Raw genomic sequence first — 20,070 nt, 5'->3', positions numbered from 1 at the left:
GTTTCTCATTAGTTTTGTATGAGCAATCTAAAATTACATATAACGCTGAGCCAGCACATCAATATGTACGGCATGGGTGCCTGCACCGATTGCAGCAAACTTCCATTCGTCGTTATGGCGATAGAGTTCTCCGCAGATCAGTGCAGTCATTCCCTCAAAATTATCAGATAAATTAAACGTCACCAGTTCCTTAGAATTAGCACCGTCCAGAATGCGGATATACGCTTTCTCGATCATGCCGAAATCCTGTTTCCGGTTTACGCAATCATATATATTCACAACAACAAGCACTTTATCGACATTGGCCGGAATCCGTGCCAGGTCAATCATAATTTGTTCATCATCGCCGTCACCTTCTCCGGTCAGATTATCACCGGAATGCACGACTGAGCCGCACGGGCTTTTTTTATTATGGAAGCATACTACATTGTCAGATTGAGTTAGTTTCCCGTTGGCATCCAGCAAAATGGCAGAAGCATCACAATCAATATTGGGTTGCTTCTTGAAACCAAAAAATCCTTTGGACTGCACGGGGTCCCATCCCAATCCGGCTATAACCTTGGTTAGTCCTGTGTTTCCCTTGGTCAAATCAATTTTCTGGCCCTTGACCAGATTAATTACAGCCACTGATTAACACACCTCCCTTCCATAAAATTTACAGACTAAATTCAGACGGATTCAAACCAAGCGCACCACAAATCTCAGCAACAATCCGTTGCTCATTGGCATCAAAGTCACCGTCAGCTGCACCAATGGCACTGCATACGCCGACGACAAGTCGACCTACTTCAGGCTTGCCTTTTAATTTACCAATCGCTTTTAACGCTTCCTGTTTGCCGATTTCAGGTGAAAATTCAAAGTTTGCTACATAGTGATTGAAACGGTTGATGACCTCACCCATATCAAACACTTTCAATTCCTCACTGATATTTATGTATCCGGCCATTTTTGTTTTTTCTTCCGGACTAATAGTACCGTCGGCAAATGCCACTAATGCACAACCTGCAACAACAGCTTCCATAAAATCTTTGTTCTTAAATTTCTTAACCTGGTCGCCCAGTCCTTTTTTAGTTGTATTCAACCAATTTTTAAATGTACTCATATTTCCCTCCACAATTACGTATTTGGGTATAATCTATCCTAGTTAATTTCTTCCTTTACTATAACCTGAATTACGATCTTATTCTACAATAATATACAAAAATGCGGTAAATCCGATCTACCTTTTGTAGGTATCCTCTCTATCTTTAGCCCTATTTTCTGTCGAAAGTATCTCTTCCATTATCACCCATTTGATAGCGCAAATGCAAGTTTGTAGTATGGTAGACTTCTATGGATATGCAACAAAATACAGTTGCTATTCTACATATACGGTTTTGCTAAGGTAAACGTTGCACATACTTGCGGATCACAGCATACAAAAATAGCGTCGACCAAATTTAGGACGACGCTATTTTCGCTTCAATCTATTAGGTTCGGTCGTATATAGCTACTCTTTTAATTCCGAAGCTGAAAAACTCTGTCTAATGTAGGATATCTCTTTCACGTTGTTTAAACAAGTGATGCGCACTGTCTACACATCTTGCATTTTATTAAGAGTCTGTAAGCAACTCTGTTTTAGCTTTTTCAATCGCTTCGTCACGGCTTTGCACTTGCATTTTTGAGTATATGGTCGAAATATAGTTTCGAACCGTTCCTTCAGACAAGTGAACCTTGCTTGCAATTGCTTTATAACGGTGTCCTTCAGTTAAACAATGCAGAATTTCCAACTCCCGCTCTGTCAGTCCATAAGGATTCTTCATCGTCCCTGTCATTTGCTGAAACAATGTACTTGCTACTTCTTGGGTTATCATCGTTCCTCCGTGATGCACTAGCCGTATCGTATTAGCCAGCTCTCTTGGATCAATTGATTTTAGTACATAACCTTCAGCACCCAAAGCAAGTGATTTCGTAGCATACGAAATGTCATCAAAGGTGGTGATCATAATTACACGTATGTTAGGCCAGCTTTCTTTAATTAGCTTCGTCGCAGTAATACCGTCCATCTGGGGCATATGTACATCCATTAATACAACGTCTGGCGGGTCGCTGGCACATTGATCTACAGCAACGTTTCCGTCTTCCGCCGTTTGAATTCGAAAATCAGGTTCGTTTTTGAGCAACAGGCCTAAACTGTCCCGAATGAGTAATTGATCATCCACCAACAATACCTTGATCTCTGGATTACTAACATCTGTATCCTGAAGCAATGGTATAGAACAGGTCACAATCGTTCCTTCGCCTTCTTTGGAATGAAGGTATAGCTTGCCTTGAAGAGACGAAAGCCGCTCTTTCATTCCTGAAAGACCAAACCCGAACTTAATTTCGTCACTTCCCTTCCCATTGTCCTGCACCTGCAAAATGATCTGGTTACGGTCGTAGTGAAGAAGCACCTGAATAGAATTGGCATGCCCATGTCGGCTGGCATTAGTCAATAATTCTTGTAAACAGCGGTACAAGGTCAGTTTTGACTGTTTTATGACAGGAAGCGGCTCCCCCATCGTTCTGAACACAACTCGAATGGCAGTATTCTTTTTAAATTCATTAATGATATTTAGCAAGGATAGATCCAAAGATGGATCCTCCTCCATAGGGTCCATCTGATGAACTTGCTTTCGGATATCTTCGAGCCCTGTGCGACCAAGTTGAAGAACAGACTGCAATCTTTCAGTCCCCTCTTCAGAAGAGATATAAGGACGTAATGTTTCCATACCTAAGATAATGGAAGTGAATGTATGGCCAATCGAGTCATGCAGCTCGCGAGCCATGCGGTATCTTTCTTCCAATAGTGTCATTTGTTCAACCTGAGTCGAATACTGCTCCAGGGTTTGATACTGCTTTTTTATTAATTCGAGTTTTTGTTTGATCCGATCTATAGAACGAAATGCCATTTGTAATCCGAAACCAATACCGTATACAAACGAAGCATCCACTAGGTTCTGGAATACGTCTTCTATCGTCCAATGAAACGCCCCTCTTCCTCCCAGGCAAAACATCACCAACGCAAGAGGTAAAGTTACCGCATGTGAACGGCCACGGCTATAAAACGAAATCGTAAAAACAGCTGGCAGAAACAGTCGGACAAGCTCATATTGATGAGCAAATAGCAAAGAAATTCCACCCACTAGAAATACTTCCGCCAACAAATACCAGCGGTAATGAATTCGATCAATGAACAAAGGTATTGAATAGCAAACGAGAACAGAGATAAATACAACAGTGAAAGGGAAAGATGGGCGGTCTTGATACGATAGCAAAACAAAGCAAATCAACCACAAGATTCGGAATACAGCAACAATCCATTCCTGCCAAGACCAGCGCATATTGCATCCAAGCATGTAAGTACCCCATTCTTCTTAAATTAAGGTAATTTTTTCAATCTTTTCACATCATAACAAGGTCATGACATTTTGTCACTAGGGAGTATGACTGCACTCCTGATACTTTATAGACAATCAAACTGTTGGCGGGGAGGGAATTGTTGTTGTCACTATTACAGATTCGTAATTTAAGTAAAAAGATTGGAAAGAAAACCATTGTTGAAGGACTGTCCTTGGATGTAAAGGCGGGGGAAATCATGGGTCTTGTTGGCCCAAATGGAGCGGGCAAGACGACCACTATTCGGATGATCGTGGGGTTAAGTTCAAAATCGGGAGGCCAAGTATTTATCCACGGCCAAGATATTGATCGCTCCTTTGAAAAGGCAATGAGACATGTTGGAGTTATCGTCGAAAATCCAGATCTGTACAAATATTTATCCGGCTATGACAATCTGATTCATTTCTCAAGAATGTCTCCAGGGGTTTCTTCGGAACGTATTCAGGAAGTAATCTCGCTCGTCGGACTTGAGGACAGCATTGATAAGAAAGTGGGAACTTACTCTCTAGGAATGAAGCAGCGACTGGGATTAGCCGTTGTACTGGCCCATAAACCTTCCTTACTTGTACTTGATGAGCCTACCAATGGTTTAGACCCAGCAGGAATAAGAGAGCTTCGGGAACATTTAATCAATCTGTCTCAAAAAGAAGGCGTTGGTGTTCTTATTTCTAGCCATCTTATGGCTGAAATGGAACTGATGTGTGATCAGGTAGCGATTTTAAATAAGGGAAAACTGATTGGTATCCATAATGTAGCTGAGATGATGGATAATCGGCTTGCTCCTGTTCGGTTTGAAGTAGACAGACCCGAATTGGCTCTTCCTGTATTCCAGTCCATGCTGGCGGGGAAAGAAATTATTGCAGATCAACAAACTCTACAAGTTGACATTACAAAGGATCAAATTCCGGGTATTACAAAGAAACTTATGGATACGGGGGTGAACATATACAGCGTTCAGATTACGAAACAGACACTAGAGGATAAATTCATTGAAATCACAGGGGGAATTGAAAAGTGATTCAGTTAATTCGCAATGAAAACATGAAGATTTATAAGCGTAAACGTACCTGGCTTATCATCATACTGCTTATTTTGTATGTATTAATCCAGATGGCTAATTTAAAAAGTTCTGGTATGACTGAGTACAATGAAGGCTGGAAAACACTCTTACAGCATGAAAATTCAAAGCTAACGAGAGATGCAGCAAAGTCAGACGCTCTACCCATTGAGAAAAAAATGGCAGCAGAAAAAATTTTGATGAATCAGTATTATTTGGACCATAACATCGCTCCTCAATCCAATGCTTGGAGTTTTACAGTGAGCCAATCCAGAAATTTAATTGTAGGTATCTCTCTTTTAGCTCTTATCGTGGCTGGCGATATTGTAGCCTCTGAGTTTTCTGCCGGTACAATCAAATTTTTACTGACACGTTCAGCTACACGCTCAAAAATTTATTTTTCTAAATATATTGCAACTCTCTTGTTTGGAATATTTTTGGTTTTGCTTACTTTTCTGGCTGCCATATTTTTCGGTGGATTAATGTTTGGCTTTAAGGGGATCGGCGATCCCTACTTCTTCGTCAAGGATCAAACCATTCAGCAGGCAGATATGATTCAAGCCTTGTTAGGAGGGTTTTTATTTAATATACCTTTTATGGTTATCGTGTTGACATTTGCATTTATGATTTCTGCAGCATTTCGCAGTGTTACATTTTCTATTGTGTTCTCTATGCTGGCAGCTATAGCAGGATTCGTCCTGAGTATCACCATGAATGGATGGCCTTGGACAAAATACTTTGTGTTTTCCAGTACAGATCTCAATCCTTATTTTTTTGGAACGACGCCAGTGGAAGGAATGACCTTGGGCTTCTCACTGTTCCTCCTTCTACTTCATCTGGTCGCTATGCATCTCGTTTCATATCCTATTTTTACAAAACGGGATGTAATCTAAATCTATACTAACTATTCTGAAACGGAGTGATTGTAATGAAATGGCTCACTACTTTAGTGATGATCTCAATGTTACTGTTAATTACAGCCTGTTCATCCAAACCTGCAACATCTTTAAACAAGGAACTTGAATTATCATCTGCCGGTATTTCCAGCTTAGTTCTAGATAATAGCAACGGTCAAATTGAAGTTGTCGGAAACAAGAATACAGATAAAATACAAGTCAGTGTCGTTGCTAATGGCAGCAACATGGATAAGCTAAAATTAAGTCTGGAGGGAAAAGATGGTGTAGCTACTCTTAATACTTTTTTCGAGGGACAATTCATGTCAACAGGTCCCCAAACAGTTGATGTCAAGCTAACCATTCCGGAACAATTAAAACTAGAAATTAAACATCCGCATAGAGATGGAGATATTCAAGTAACGAATTTAGCCTCGGATGTAAGCATTGAAAATGTGAATGGTAATATCACGCTTAAAGAAATCGGTGGAGCCATTGATTTAACCAACAGAGATGGTGGGATTACTATTCAAAATAGCTCATCTGATGTCAATATTGAAAATGTAAACGGACATATTCAAGCAGATAAAATAGGGGGTACTGCATATATTGAGTTAGGTGACGGCTCTCTGGATATTGATCAAGTTGCAAAAGATGTTGTCATTATTCAGAGCGGCAATGGAAAAGTAAGCATCGGTGATGTGAAGGGGAAAGTGACTCAAAGCAAAAAATAACTGAAAGACCAAAAGGCCAACATAAGTTGGCCTTTCCATTAACATCAGGTCCTTCAATCACATCATCATGAGCAGAAATTCAGTTTATAATGCTGATACTCGTTCTTTTTCACCTACGCTATTAAGGACTGGTTCGGCATTTTGACTGAAAAAGTTACGTAATGCTTTGTTCTTATGAGCCATGATCCCCATCACCAGAGCAACTATTCCCGATGCCAGAGGAAGGTATACCCAATGGATTCTATCCAATAGTATTCCGTACAACCCGATTCCGAGCGGAGTTGCTAGCATAGTGATCGAGCTGATTACACCAAACACCCCGGCTCTGATATGTTCTGGAGTATACAGCTGCACATAAGATATCATGGGAACATTGCTCATTGAATTAAAAAATCCGGTTACTGCCAAAATCATAATGAAGATGAACGTCATCTGTATCAGGCTTCCTGATGTTGAGGGAAACAATAATGGGAAACACCATGTTAGGAATAAGATGGCTTGAAGCTGAAACAGGATAAATATTTTGGTAATAACAAATTGATGTACTTTCCGACGTGAAACCACAATGGCTCCCGCGATGACTCCTACGAACCAGGCTCCTTGAATAACAGATAGTTGCTGAGCTGAAAGTTGAAGTTCCTGATAAGTCACATACGGCAGCACAACCTGGACTAATGGAGCGAGCATAAAATTGATACCAACAAAGATAACAAGTAAATACATTATGGCTTTTTGCTTGTTTATATACGCAAACACATCTTTGACACTGTCTAAATAACTTGAGGATACCGTTTGTTCATCAGTTTTCCTAAATTGTAACCATAGTTGCATCAATCCGGCCGAAATAAATGTTATTCCGTTAATCATCACAATCGTTTCCAAGCCCCAAGCTCGATAAGTTATGGCACCCAGGATCGGACCCAGTACATTTATGATTGCTCCTATACTTTGATAGGAAGAGTTTACGCTATGAACGTTGTCTCTTTCCACTAAGTTAGGAATTGAGGCGTTCAGCGTTAAGAACGTAAATGATTGAATAAGGCTTAATATAACGGAAAACACGGCAAGCAACATAACATTGGTTGAATCCAACAAGAAAATGGGTAAAAAGATTAGTAGCGCTATTCCGCTTAATATCTCGGTAATGACAAGCACTTTTTTCTTATTACTCCGGTCTATAACTACACCTGCAAAAATATTAACAAATACTCCGGGCAGAATGGACAAGCCTAACACCATTGAAAATACAGTGGCCGACCCAGTGATATCCAAAATATATAGACTTAAAGCAAACTTAAAAATCGAACTTCCTAGCTCCGATATAAGCCTAGTCACAGAAAAAATAAATAGGTTCCGGCGAGCATAAAACGAAAATTCCTTTGGCTGATTCATGAGATCCCCCTATTCGGTTAGGGCAAGAGTTACAGAACGGTTGCCCAGCGTCTTTCCAATTGCTCCAAGGCACTTTGTAGATGATTCCGTACTATACTTTCGTCTTCTGAAAAAGGTAGAGTTAGTGCCACAAACAGATTAGACTCGCTATCATGCCAAACTTCGCATAAGATTCGTGTTCTTCCTTCAACATTGACATTACCCAGATCCACCGTTTGTAGGAGTTGATGCTCACTTCTCAGCTCACCAAGGAAATTAAATACAATTGGCATTCTATCCAAAGCCTGCTGCAAGTATCCTCCAGATAAAGGATAATCGTTCTGTACATCCGGGTTATACATTAAGTTAGCAAAGCTGATATTATGTTCAGCTGCCCATTGAACACTTTGGCGAACCTGCTGTTCTAGAGATACCAGATTTTGGTCTAAATTTGTTAGTATCGGGATATGATCCACAAATTCACCAATAACATCATAGTAACGCTTCTCTCCAAAGCTTCGGCCATACTGCGTTACCCAAATGGGTACCTGACTAAGCTCGAAATACATTTTACAAAAAGCAGTGAACGTAAAGAATGCAACCTCCCAATGACTTGTGTTGTCCAAGTGAACTGCTCTCTCGGAAGATTTCAAATCCCAAATGACAGTTGTATGCCCTTCAAGTACTGCTTTTTGACTTACAAAATCGGTTATACGACCAATTGCACGATCAAACTTATCTAGATTATAGGTAGTAACTAATTCCAAATCATCAACACCCTGAGGTCCTTCCATAATATGAGCTGTAAAATCAGAGTAACGATTTCTGCTCCCTTTAGGCGTTTCCTTTCCAGCTCGTACACATTCATAATAAGTGTTGAACTGGTGCTTAATAATCTCACTGCTCATAAAGTCAAAGATCGAGTGCGAAAAAGGTAATATAAGCATGTAGTCTTTCAGATTCTTTTTCACAATCAATATCCGATATAAGAGTGAATTGCTCAGTTCATGCTGCCTGTAAAAATAAGGCCAGACGATATTATTCAGAATCACTTGCTGTGTATCTTCATCGTACATAGAGATATCAACCAATGGTACAGGAAGATGATCTGGTGCTTCCCTTACTTGCCACTGCAATTCTCCGTTTTCTTCACACAGCGTACTTCTCATCAAATCTTGCTCTCGAATAATCTGCCGAATCGCTTCTTCCACATATTCCATGTTCATATGTTTTTCTAGCGGAATAACCGTGCCAGAAATATCACTATGTTGGAGATGGTAACGTTGTGTTGGAGAAACAGGCAGTCTCTCTATCACTCCTAGGCTTAAAATAGCTTTGGAGAAAACGTCCAAATCATTGTCAATTCTTTCTGTCCATATGCTCTTAATGTCTTCAAGATTGGCCTTTTCCAGTCTCAGGTTTTCTTCTCCATGCCAAGTGATGTAATGAGGCTGAATTGATTCATCGCATTTCATGTCCAACAGTTCCATAATCTCTTTTTCAAAAGAAATGGCTCCATCTTCTAGATGCAGAACAATATAAGGTTTTCCATTGAATTGCTCTTGTTGTAACCATCCCTTAACGTTCAGCTTTTGATGCAGCAACGCTATAATTTGATCAAATTGTTGGGCAAGTGCAGAATGGTTTTCTTCCATCCCTTCCACATGTAGTGCCAACTCTCTGACCGTAGGGTATTGATAGATACTGCTCAACCGTAATTCACTACTCCAAATCCCCTGTAACCTGGATGCAAGCTGAATAGCCGTTAAAGAATGTCCTCCCAGTTCAAAGAAATTATCGTCGATACCCACATGTTCAATACCAAGTACACTCATCCAGATCTCAACTAATTCCTTTTCCAGCTCACTGCTTGGCTCCACATATTCCGTTCCGGTACCAAATTCCAGCTCAATCTCTAATAGCATACGACGATTAATCTTACCACTCGACGTGAGCGGCATCTGATCCAAGAATACAAAATAGGCTGGAATCATATACTCTGGAACTGAGACAGATAAATTTTGTCGCAACATTGCCGTTGTCACATGAGGTTCGGCAACAACATACGCCCCCAAACTAGGCATCCCCGTTCGGTCATCAGCACGGGCAAGTACTGCCGCTGCCCGAACTCCATCATGCGCAAGCAAAGCCGCCTCAATCTCACCCAGTTCGATCCGATATCCGCGGATTTTCACCTGATGATCGATTCTGCCCATATATTCGATATTTCCATCCGGCAACCATCTGGCCAGATCCCCTGTTCGGTACATCCGTCCTCCCGGCTCGTATGGATCTTCTACGAACTTCTCTTCCGTCAATTCCTCCCGATTCACATATCCTCGCGCTACACAGTCGCCTCCAATATGCAGTTCGCCAGGTATCCCTATCGGTTGCAAACGGTCCTTCTTATCCAAAATGTACAATTTTACGTTATCAATCGGCTTCCCGATCGGAATGCTCTCCGGTTCATGCTCGACAGGACAGTCATAATACGCCACCTCCACGGTCGCTTCCGTTGGCCCATACAGATTGTGCAGCGTGGCACCGCCGCCTCCTATCAGACAGTTAAACCGACGCACATGCTCTGTCATCAGCGCTTCCCCGCTGGCAAATACCCGTCGTACACTGCGCATTTTCCCCGTAGCTCCGCTGTGTTCCATGTATTCCAGAAACGCTCCTAGCATCGACGGCACAAAGTGCAATGCCGTTACCCGGTTAGACTCAACCGTTTCAGCTATTGTGGCCGGGTCCTTCTCTCCTCCTGGCTCCAAAAAGCATACCGTTGCCCCTTGGATGGCCCACGAGAACAATTCCCACAACGATACATCAAAGGTATATGGTGTCTTTTGCAGGATTACATCCTCCGCTCCAAATGGAATCCGCTTTTGCATCCAGTGCAGACGATTGATCAGCGAGGCGTGCTCAATCATGACTCCTTTAGGCTTACCCGTAGATCCCGAGGTGTAAATAACATACACCAAATCCGTCGAGCGATTGATCGATTCCGGATTCTTTTCTCTTTCTGTTTGCTCCTTTTCCTGTACCAGCAAATCTTCGATAGCGATCAGTTCCCTGGTTGTTCCATGACAGCGAAGCTGTTCCACTAACTCCTGCTGGGTCAATAAAATGGATGCTCCACTGTCCTCCAGCATGAACGCCAGTCGTTCTTCAGGGTCCTCTGGATTCAGCGGCAGATAGGCTCCACCTGCTTTCAAGATTCCTAGTAGTCCGATAATCATCTCCAACGATCGGTGAACCGCGATCCCCACCACACGATCAGGCCCTACTCCTTTTTCCCGCAGCACATGAGCCAACCGATTCGCTTGGGCATTCAGCTCCCGATACGTTAACTGCCGTCCTTTGTAAAGGGCTGCCGGATGTTCCGGTGTTCGCTCCACCTGCTCCTCAAACAATTGATGGATTGTCTTCGCTCGCGGATAGATCGCTGTCGTATTGTTAAATTCATTCAAAATCACTTCTTTCTCCGGTAAAGAAGTTACTTCAATCGAGGATATACTTATCTCTGGATTATCCACGATTTGTCGGACTACGCCATTTAGATGATTTTTTATACGTTCCACAAATTCTCTACTTAAGGTATCAGCGTTGTACAGAAATTTAATGTTCAGTTCGTCTTTCAGGGAAACAATAAGATTAAAGTCATAGTTTGTCTGTTCATAAAAGGCCATGTCTCGCACATGAATTTTCAGATTGTGCTTCTGTAGCGCCTCTTCTTCGCCATACTCCGGGTAATTTTCAAACACAATAATATGATCTAACAGGCTTTGCTTCAGTGTGGTTATGGACTGAATGTCAGCTAATGATGTGTACTCATACTTAACAGATTCGATGGAGCTTTGTTGAGCTCTCTTGGCCATTTCAATGAAGCTTTCATTCTCCTCGCCATAAATTCGCACGGGAATAGTATTAATGAAAATACCTACCATGCTCTCAATGTCTGGGATTACTGGCGGTCGCCCTGAAACTACGGCTCCAAATACTACATCGTTGGTATTGTTATATCTTTGAAGCAATGCCCCCCATATGGATTGGAACAACGTGTTGACTGTAATCCGATTATGAGATGCAATCTCTGTTAATCGTCGTGTCATTGTTTGGTCTAACGAAAATTCCAGCTGACTCGTCCGGTAACCACCTTCTTTAGCCTGCAATTTGAACGTCTTCGGTATAACTGCACATTGCGCATATCCATCCAAAGCCTGTTTCCAATATTGCATGGACTCCCCTTTGTCCTGCTTTTCCAGCCAACGGATATAAGTTGAATAAGCAGGGGCTGTCTCAGACTTAAGCGGTCTACCATTTTTCAAATCTAGATACATGCTCATAAAATCGTGGTAGACAATCCCTACGCACCATCCATCCATAATCATATGATGGAAGGTCCACATCATAAGAAACTTATCAGGAGTTGTTTTTAATACATTTATACGTATTAGTGCTTTATTGGATAAATCAAATCCACGCAGAAGATCTTGTTTTTTGTGATCCTCAAGATAAGCGGTAATTTCTTGCTCATCCATCCCGGTAAGGTCATAAAACTGAAACTCTGCTTGTTGATGTTTACGCACTACTTGCCGAGGTTCACGTATACTGGTAAACACAAAATTCGTACGCAATACTTCATATTTTGCCAACAATTCTTGAAAACTCTGTTCCAGAAGTTCCTGCTGCAGTTCACCTTCCATTTCAATCGCGACTTGTTCCACATAAGCTGTAGTTTCTGGCTCCATCATGTAATGGAACAGCATTCCCTGCTGCATAGGTGTTAACGGGTAAATATGCTCTACTTGTTCAGTCCCACCAAACTGCTTGAGAATCTGATCTAACTCAGGAATAGAGAGAGTATGGTCTTGGTAATCAGATGGGGTGAGAACCTTCTGTGAAATGCTTGTACAGTGATTAATTAACATTTTTAAATGCTCAATATACATAAGGGATAATTGTTCAATAGCATGGTCTGCATGCTCGCCACGAATATATCCAAATTCAAGTAACAGTTGGTCTTGGGAAACAATACTATTAATGTCCAGTGTAAAATGACTTTCTGCCCCTTCACCAACAGAACGTCCCGGAGATAGCGGTGACGATTCAAAGCTCCCCTCTTGCGTACCATCCATAAATTGTCCCAGATAGTTAAAACTGATTTGTGGCTGTATGTTAAAATCTAAATCTTGAGTATGTTCCACATCGGTCAAATACTTCAGAACTCCGTAGCCAATCCCTCGATTAGGGATATGCCGAATCATTTCCTTAGTTCGCCGAATAACAGATGAAATATCTTCACTATCCCTCATATCCAGAACAATAGGAAACATCGAAGTAAACCAACCTATGGTTCGAGTAACATCAATCTCCTCCATAATCTCTTCCCTGCCATGTCCTTCAAGATTAATAGCGAAGATTTTACTACCCGCCCATTGCTTAATAGCCAAACCAAGTGCTGATAACAATAAGTCATTAATTTCGGTATTATAGGCCTGATGAGCAGTTCCAAGCAGTAGCTGTGTATTTTGCTTGTCCAACCGGACAGCTATGCTCGTTCTTTCTTTTTTCACTCCACCCTCATCAGTACCTGTGCTCTTCTGAGGAAATGGAGACTCACATTGAACACCTTCAATTTGCTGCCAATATGCCTTCTCCTTCAGTAAAGTCCGACTGTTCGAATACTCTGCAAGCCGGTCGGACCAATACTGAAAAGAGTCCGTTTTATCCGGCAAAGCGATAGCCTTACCCTGTAATGCCTGGGTATATGCGCTCTCCAAGTCTTCCAATAAGATTCGCCAGGAGACCCCGTCAATAACCAAATGGTGAATAGCAATCAGCAAATGCTGGCCTTGATCTGTTTGGAACAAGCCCACCCTGATCATCTCGCCTGCTCTTAAGTCCATGGTAGCCTGTAGCCGACTCGCCTCTTCCTCAATCTTGCTTTCAGCATCGTTATTTCCTTGTAGATTATAAATATTTAAATGAAAAGGCCTTAACTGCGTCTCCGTATGGTATTGGCAAACAGAACTCTGACCAATCTCATACGCCATTCGTAGGGCATCATGGTGAATAATAATATTCTCCAAAGCAGTCTTTAGGGCTTCTTCATCAAATACACCACTAGTAAACAACATAACTGCTTGATTAAAATGGTTCCGATCATCCTGTACATTTTCGAAGAACCATCTTTGGATTGGAGTTAGCTGTACCTCACCTGTTACCGCCTTCTGGTCAATGATTCTGGAACGACGTTGGACATATGGTGCTACTTGCTGAACAGTAGGGTGCTGAAATATGTCCTTCATATCCAGCTTTAATCCCTCTTGGCTCAACCTTGCGATCACTTGAATGGCCTTAATAGAGTCTCCTCCAAGGTCAAAAAAACTGTGACTAATTCCAATTCCCTCTTGTCCCAGCACGCCTTCCCAAATTTTGACCAACTTCTCTTCCGTAGGGCTTGTTGGTGGTTCATACAGCGTGCTCAAGTCTAAGTTAATATGAGGCTCTGGCAGTTTCTTCTGATCCACCTTGCCATTAGCGTTCAGTGGCAAACTGTCCAGCAGGATTAAGCTGGATGGCAACATGTAATCTGGTAGATACTTCGCCAAGTAACGGCGAATAGCTGAAGTATTTAATTCCCCATCTGTCACCATATATGCAGAAATACGATTTTGACCGGATGGATCCGGTTTAGCTACAACTATTGCCTCTTTAATGCGTTCATGGGATAGTAGTTGATTTTCAATTTCTCCAAGCTCTATACGAAACCCCCTAATTTTCACCAGATGATCTTGGCGGCCTACAAATTCAATATTTCCATCTGAAAGCCATTTTGCAATATCACCTGTTTTGTACATTTTCTCGCCTGGATTAAATGGATTATCTATAAACTTTTCGTTTGTAAAATCAGGTAGGTTCAAGTAGCCCTGGGATAGTGCATCCCCTGCTATACAAAGCTCTCCCGGTATACCAATAGGCTGCAATTTAAGATTTTTATCCAGAATATACACAGTAGTACCTGTAATCGGGGCTCCAATCGGAATTGTACCTTTCCGTTCATGAATCTGATCTACACCATAACAGGTAGCAAAGACCGTGCTTTCGGTAGGACCGTACATGTGCAGCATTTTATGGGGTCCGATATGTTCAAACAACTTGCTCACATGCGGTAGCGAAACCCGCTCTCCACCAAAAAGTACTTTGCGAATTGTAGTAAAACATTCAATATTGGTTTCTATCAACGTGTTAAACAAGGCGGTAGTAATAAAAAATACCGAGACACTTTCATTTCGAATCAAGGAAGACAGTTTTTCTGGATTCAGCATATTCTCTTTACGTAAGAGAATCAGCTTAGAACCATTGACCAGAGCGCCGAATATATCGAAGACTGACCCATCAAAGGCATAGTTGGATAACTGCAAGAGAATATCCTGTTCCGTAAGATCGATATAATTGGAGTTTTTAATCAATCTCTCCACGTTATAATGCATGGTCAGATTCCCTTTTGGTTTACCTGTTGAGCCAGAGGTATATAGCACATATGCCAAATCATCCGGTTCATTCACATAAGGTAAGTTACTAGAATCCGAATCCTTAACGATAGTATCGAGCTGATCCAAATCAAGGATTTCCCCTGCAAACCCATCTGCTCCTGCCTCTTTTATGAAAGTTGATTCAGTCAGGACATGATGGGAAGCCAATAATAGTGTTATCTTGCAATCGTATAGCATCAGACTAATTCGCTCCGCAGGATAATCTGGTGCCAGAGGAACATACGCACCCCCAGCCTTTAAAATCCCTAGGATTCCGACTATCATTTCAAAAGATCGCTCTACCATCATGCCTACAAGCGTATTGGCCTGTACTCCTTTTTCTCTAAGCACTCTGGCAAGCTGATTCGCTTTATCGTTTAACTCGCTGTAAGTCCATTGTTGTTCTTCGAACGATACTGCGACACGCTCCGGCGTCTTCGCTACCTGCTCTTCAAAGAGCTGATGCAGCAATTTTCGGTTCTCTTTCTCGTTAGAAGCGGGTACCGTATTAAATTTCGTTAACAAAATCTCTTCTTCGGATGCAGTTACCATGTTTACGTCGCCAATCCGTGCATTCGCAGAGTCCACAATAGTCTGTAAAATCTGCAAATAATGCTTCGACATTCTCTCAATACTTTCTTTGTGAAACAGCTTATTACAATAATCAATTCGAAAAGAGAGTCCCTCTTGGTCCGCTTCTGCTGTTAACGTTAAATCAACTTTGGCTATGCCAGCTTCAACAGAATAGGGCGATATGGATATCCCGTCAGCTTGCAGGCTTACCGAATCGGTATTTTCTAGAGAGAACATCGTATCAAACAGAGGATTTCGGCTTAAATCCCTGTGAAGTTCGAGCTTATCTACAAGATCTTCTATTGGATAATCCTGATGTTCGAATGCTTCCAGGCTACTTCTTTGCACCTCCAGTAAAAATTGCTTGAGCGTTTTGTCAGCAGCTGGGCGGTTACGCAGCACAAGTGTATTAACGAACATCCCCATAATATTTTCTAAATCCTTATGATTACGACCTGCTATTGGAGACCCTACCACGATATCTTCCTGGCTTGAATACTTATGCAGCAATACGTTGTGAGCCGATAGCAGTACCATAAATAAAGTGGTCCGATTTTCTGTAACAAATTGTTGTAGACCTTCACGAAGCGTCTTATCAGCTTGAAAAGAATACCGGTCACCTTCAAAGCTTTGTACTTGAGGTCTCGTGAAATCAGTTGGTAGATTAAGGACAGGAAGCTCATCCGAAAACAAGTCTAGCCAGTATTGTTCCTGCTTAATCAAGTGTCCTTCTTTGATCCACTCACTATTCCAAACGGCGTAGTCTTTATATTGAATACGCAATGGTGGCAGTGAGTTCCCGTGATACAATGCCGTGAAATCATTAGCCAAAACGCTCATGGAAACACCATCTGCAACAATATGGTGCATATCTACCATTAAAATATGCCTATTGTCCGAAATACGCACCAGCTTCGCCCGCAACAATGGAGCCTGACCTAAGTCAAACGGTCTTACGAACGTTTTGAATATCGCTTGAATCTGTTTGTCCTGTGCTTCTATTCCGATATCATCAGCCTGTTGGAGACTCAGTTGAAATGGAACCTCACTATGAATTTTTTGTACTGGCTCCTCTGTGCCCCACTCAAATGATGTCCGCAATGCCTCATGCCTATCTATTAGATCCCTGAACACTTGCTCCAGCCGCTGGATGTCCAGTTCTCCCTCCATCAGTAAGGCAAAGGGCATATTGTATGCTGTTTCTGCTCCTTCAAACTGATGTAAAATCATTTGTCTCTTTTGAACGGATGTCACTGGATAAGAATCGCGTAGCTCGGCAGGAGCAATATCCATCATCGTCCCAGCTGCAACCTCTGGTCCGCAGATCAAAACACTCATTTCTTCGATGGTCGGATGTGCAAAAATATCACGGAGTGGAATTTCAACTTGCAGCAACTTATTGATTCGAGACATAAGTCGAGTCGCCGTTAGTGAATGTCCACCCAGTTCAAAAAAGTTGTCATGTATACCGATGGAGGATATGTCCAGCAACTTCTCCCAAATCTCGGCTAGTTTTCTTTCCGTTTCGTTTCTTGGTGCAACGTAGCTGGTGGCTCGCATCCCATGATCCGGTTCGGGTAGCGCTTTACGGTTAACCTTGCCACTGGACAGGTGCGGCATAACATCTAGCCGAACGAAATGACTTGGCACCATGTAATCCGGTATAAGTGCCTTCAAATGTGCCCTTAAAATAGATGTGTTCAAACCCTCTCCGCTTTCAACATATGCGCATAAATATTTGCCACCATCTCGATCATCAAGGGCAAGTACTGTAGCCGCCTTGATACCTTCGTACGCGAGTAAGGCCGCTTCAATCTCACCCAGTTCGATCCGGTAGCCCCGAATTTTCACCTGATGGTCGATCCGACCCATATATTCAATGTTTCCATCCGGCAGCCATCTCGCCAAGTCTCCCGTTCGGTACATCCGTCCCCCCGCCGCATAGGGGTCCGCTACGAACTTCTCCTCCGTCAGTTCTTTCCGATTCACATATCCTCGGGCTACGCAGTCCCCTCCAATGTGCAGCTCGCCCGGTACGCCTATTGGCTGCAATCGGTCTTTATGGTCCAAAATATACAATTTCACGTTATCAATCGGCTTCCCAATCGGAATACTCTCCGGTTCCTGTTCCGCAGGACAGTCGTAATACGCCACCTCTACCGTCGCTTCCGTCGGTCCATACAGGTTGTGCAGCGTGGCTCCTTCGGCTCCCAGCAAACGGTTAAACCGGCGGACATGCTCTGTCATCAGCGCTTCCCCGCTGGCAAATACTCGCCGTACACTCCGCATTTTCCCGGCGGCTCCGCTGTGCTCGATATACTCCAGGAACGCTCCCAGCATGGATGGCACAAAATGGATTGCTGTTACCCCGTTGGCCTCCACCGTTTCGGCTATCGTTGCCGGGTCTTTCTCGCCTCCTGGCTCCAAAAAGCATACTGTCGCTCCCTGAATCGCCCACGAGAACAGCTCCCACAACGATACGTCAAAGGTATAAGGCGTTTTTTGCAGGATCACATCCTCCGCTCCAAACGGAATTCGTTGTTCCATCCAGTACAGCCGGTTGATCAGTGAAGCGTGCTCAATCATGACCCCCTTCGGCTTGCCGGTGGAGCCTGACGTATAGATCACGTACACCAAATCGCTCGAGTGATTAACAGGTTCCGGGTTCTTCTCGCATTCTTCTCCTGTAAGCTCCATCCCCTCCACCAGCAAATCTTCGATAGTGATCAGCTCGCGGTCGGCTCCGTGCGGACGAAGGCGGTCCAACTGATCCCGCTGGGTCAGCAGGATAGATGCCCCGCTATCCTCCAGCATGAATCCCAGCCGTTCTTCCGGGTCCTCTGGATGTAACGGCAGATACGCCCCGCCTGCCTTCAAAATCCCCAGCAGGCCGACGATCATCTCCAGCGATCGATGAACTGCGATGCCCACCATCTGGTCGGGTCCGATGCCTTTCTTCCGCAGGACGTGAGCCACCCGATTCGCTTGGGCATTCAGCTCCCGGTACGTCAATTGCCGATCTTGGTATAGGGCTGCCGGATGTTCCGGTGTTCGCTCCACCTGCTCCTCAAACAATTGATGAATCGTCTTCTCCCTTGGATAAGGCGCAGCCGTCCTGTTGAATTTCTTCAAAATCACTTCTTTTTCTTCTGGCAGAATGATATCTATTTCGTGCAAAACTATATCAGCAGACGAAACTACAGTGCGGGCGATTTCCTCAACATGTCGACCTAATCGATCTATATATTCTGGTTCGTATAATAGACCGTTATAGCTGAATTTCATCCGCAGTTTCTCACCGGGGACAACGTTAAGGTTGAACGAATAATTAGTCTGTTCAAAGCCAGCCATCTCCGAAACCGCTAAACTGTTTTCGTTCTCGTGATCGGAAGCTTCCTCCATACCCGGGAAATTTTCAAAGGCCAAAATATGGTGTATCAGATTACTCTTCAACAAACTACCCGCCTGAATATCAGCAAGGGGCACATAATGATGCTGCCCCGCCTCCATAACCGAATGTTGTACATGCTGGACGAAATCCGAAAAAGCAAGATGATCCTCTTCACTCGATATACGCACTGGAATAGTATTGATAAATAGGCCTACCATGTTTTCTGCTCCCGGAATATCTGACGGACGACCGGAAACGACAGAGCCAAATACCACGTCGCGGGTGTTGTTGTATTTCATCAATAGCAAGCCCCAGATAGAGTGAAACAATGTACTCAAAGTAACCTTGAGTTCTTTGGCCAGTGATTCCAACTGACCCGTTAATTGCGAATCAAAGCTAAAGATTTGCTGCTGTGGATCGTAATCAACGTGGCTCCCTTTACCACTCGCAGGCAAGATACTCTGCTGTTCAAAACCATCCAAATATCGCTCCCAAAACGTAAGCGCTATATCTGTATCCTGCTTGTCCAACCACTTGAGGTATTTTTCATAAGAAGGAGCTTCTCCCAGTTGAACTGGCTCATTCTTTTGCAATGATGTGTAGATCTGGAACCATTCTTTCAAAACGATTTCTAAGCACCATCCATCCATAATGATGTGGTGGAAGCTAACGATCAGCTTGTATACATCAGACGCACACTGCAATATGGAGACCCGGAATAACTCATCCCGGGTAATATCAAATCCGTTGGCCTTATCACGTTGAACAAACTGTTCTATATAGGCCACCTGGTCAGATTGCGTTAGTGAAGAAATGTCCTCAAAGTGAATTGCTGGATGCTTCTGCCGAAATACGATCAATTTAGGCTCTTCAATATTGACGTGAAAAACATTGCTGCGCAATATCTCATGGCGCTCAAACAGAACAGAAAGACTTCGATCCAGAAGCTCTACCTCGAGTAAGCCGTTCAAGGTAAGACTCACCTGTTCAAAATAGGCGTACGAAGTTTGATCTAGCAGGCTATGGAACAAGATTCCTTGTTGCATTGGGGTTAATCGGAATATACTTTGAATTTGCAGATCTTTACTCATAATCC

General features: G+C 42.9%; 8 protein-coding genes. 3 read left to right on the top strand and 5 right to left on the bottom strand.

Annotated features, from left to right (window positions below):
- Positions 1-33: 33 nt before the first annotated feature.
- The 3 genes from MKX36_RS04755 to MKX36_RS04745 form a co-directional block, all read right to left on the bottom strand.
- Positions 34-627 carry a TerD family protein gene (locus MKX36_RS04755; protein ID WP_017426303.1) on the bottom strand — a complete coding sequence of 198 codons (594 nt, stop codon included), beginning with the start codon at positions 625-627 and terminating at the stop codon, positions 34-36.
- Positions 628-655: 28 nt separating this feature from the next.
- The gene (locus MKX36_RS04750; RefSeq protein ID WP_013369616.1) at positions 656-1,102 is read right to left on the bottom strand and encodes a tellurite resistance TerB family protein; all 447 of its coding nucleotides are present in this window, start codon (positions 1,100-1,102) and stop codon (positions 656-658) included.
- A 490-nt stretch (positions 1,103-1,592) separates the two neighbouring features.
- The gene (locus tag MKX36_RS04745; protein WP_340864303.1) at positions 1,593-3,377 is read right to left on the bottom strand and encodes a hybrid sensor histidine kinase/response regulator transcription factor; all 1,785 of its coding nucleotides are present in this window, start codon (positions 3,375-3,377) and stop codon (positions 1,593-1,595) included.
- A 146-nt stretch (positions 3,378-3,523) separates the two neighbouring features.
- On the opposite strand from MKX36_RS04745, the gene MKX36_RS04740 reads away from it, so the two are divergent.
- Genes MKX36_RS04740 through MKX36_RS04730 form a run of 3 tightly spaced genes read left to right on the top strand, consistent with a single transcriptional unit; the run spans position 3,524 to position 6,101 of the window.
- Positions 3,524-4,435: an ABC transporter ATP-binding protein gene (locus MKX36_RS04740; protein ID WP_017426300.1), complete on the top strand. Its 912-nt coding sequence runs from the start codon at positions 3,524-3,526 to the stop codon at positions 4,433-4,435.
- Positions 4,432-5,367, top strand: coding sequence for an ABC transporter permease (locus MKX36_RS04735; protein WP_017426299.1), 936 nt, complete (start codon positions 4,432-4,434; stop codon positions 5,365-5,367). The genes MKX36_RS04740 and MKX36_RS04735 overlap by 4 nt, the downstream gene beginning before the upstream one ends.
- A gap of 35 nt (positions 5,368-5,402) precedes the next feature.
- A complete protein-coding gene (locus MKX36_RS04730; protein ID WP_340864302.1) occupies positions 5,403-6,101 on the top strand; it encodes a hypothetical protein in 699 nt (232 codons plus the stop codon).
- An 84-nt stretch (positions 6,102-6,185) separates the two neighbouring features.
- Here MKX36_RS04730 and MKX36_RS04725 read toward each other — a convergent pair whose 3' ends face one another.
- Both MKX36_RS04725 and MKX36_RS04720 read right to left on the bottom strand, forming a co-directional pair.
- Complete coding sequence (locus MKX36_RS04725; RefSeq protein WP_019686267.1) at positions 6,186-7,493, bottom strand: MFS transporter; 1,308 nt, start codon at positions 7,491-7,493, stop codon at positions 6,186-6,188.
- A 29-nt stretch (positions 7,494-7,522) separates the two neighbouring features.
- The gene (locus MKX36_RS04720; RefSeq protein ID WP_340864301.1) at positions 7,523-20,065 is read right to left on the bottom strand and encodes an amino acid adenylation domain-containing protein; all 12,543 of its coding nucleotides are present in this window, start codon (positions 20,063-20,065) and stop codon (positions 7,523-7,525) included.
- Positions 20,066-20,070 lie beyond the last annotated feature (5 nt).

Origin of the sequence: Paenibacillus sp. FSL W8-0439 (assembly GCF_038008995.1) — a bacterium.
Classification (GTDB): domain Bacteria; phylum Bacillota; class Bacilli; order Paenibacillales; family Paenibacillaceae; genus Paenibacillus; species Paenibacillus polymyxa.
Note: the sequence above shows the minus strand (reverse complement) of the source record. Positions and strands in the feature narration are given on the sequence as shown.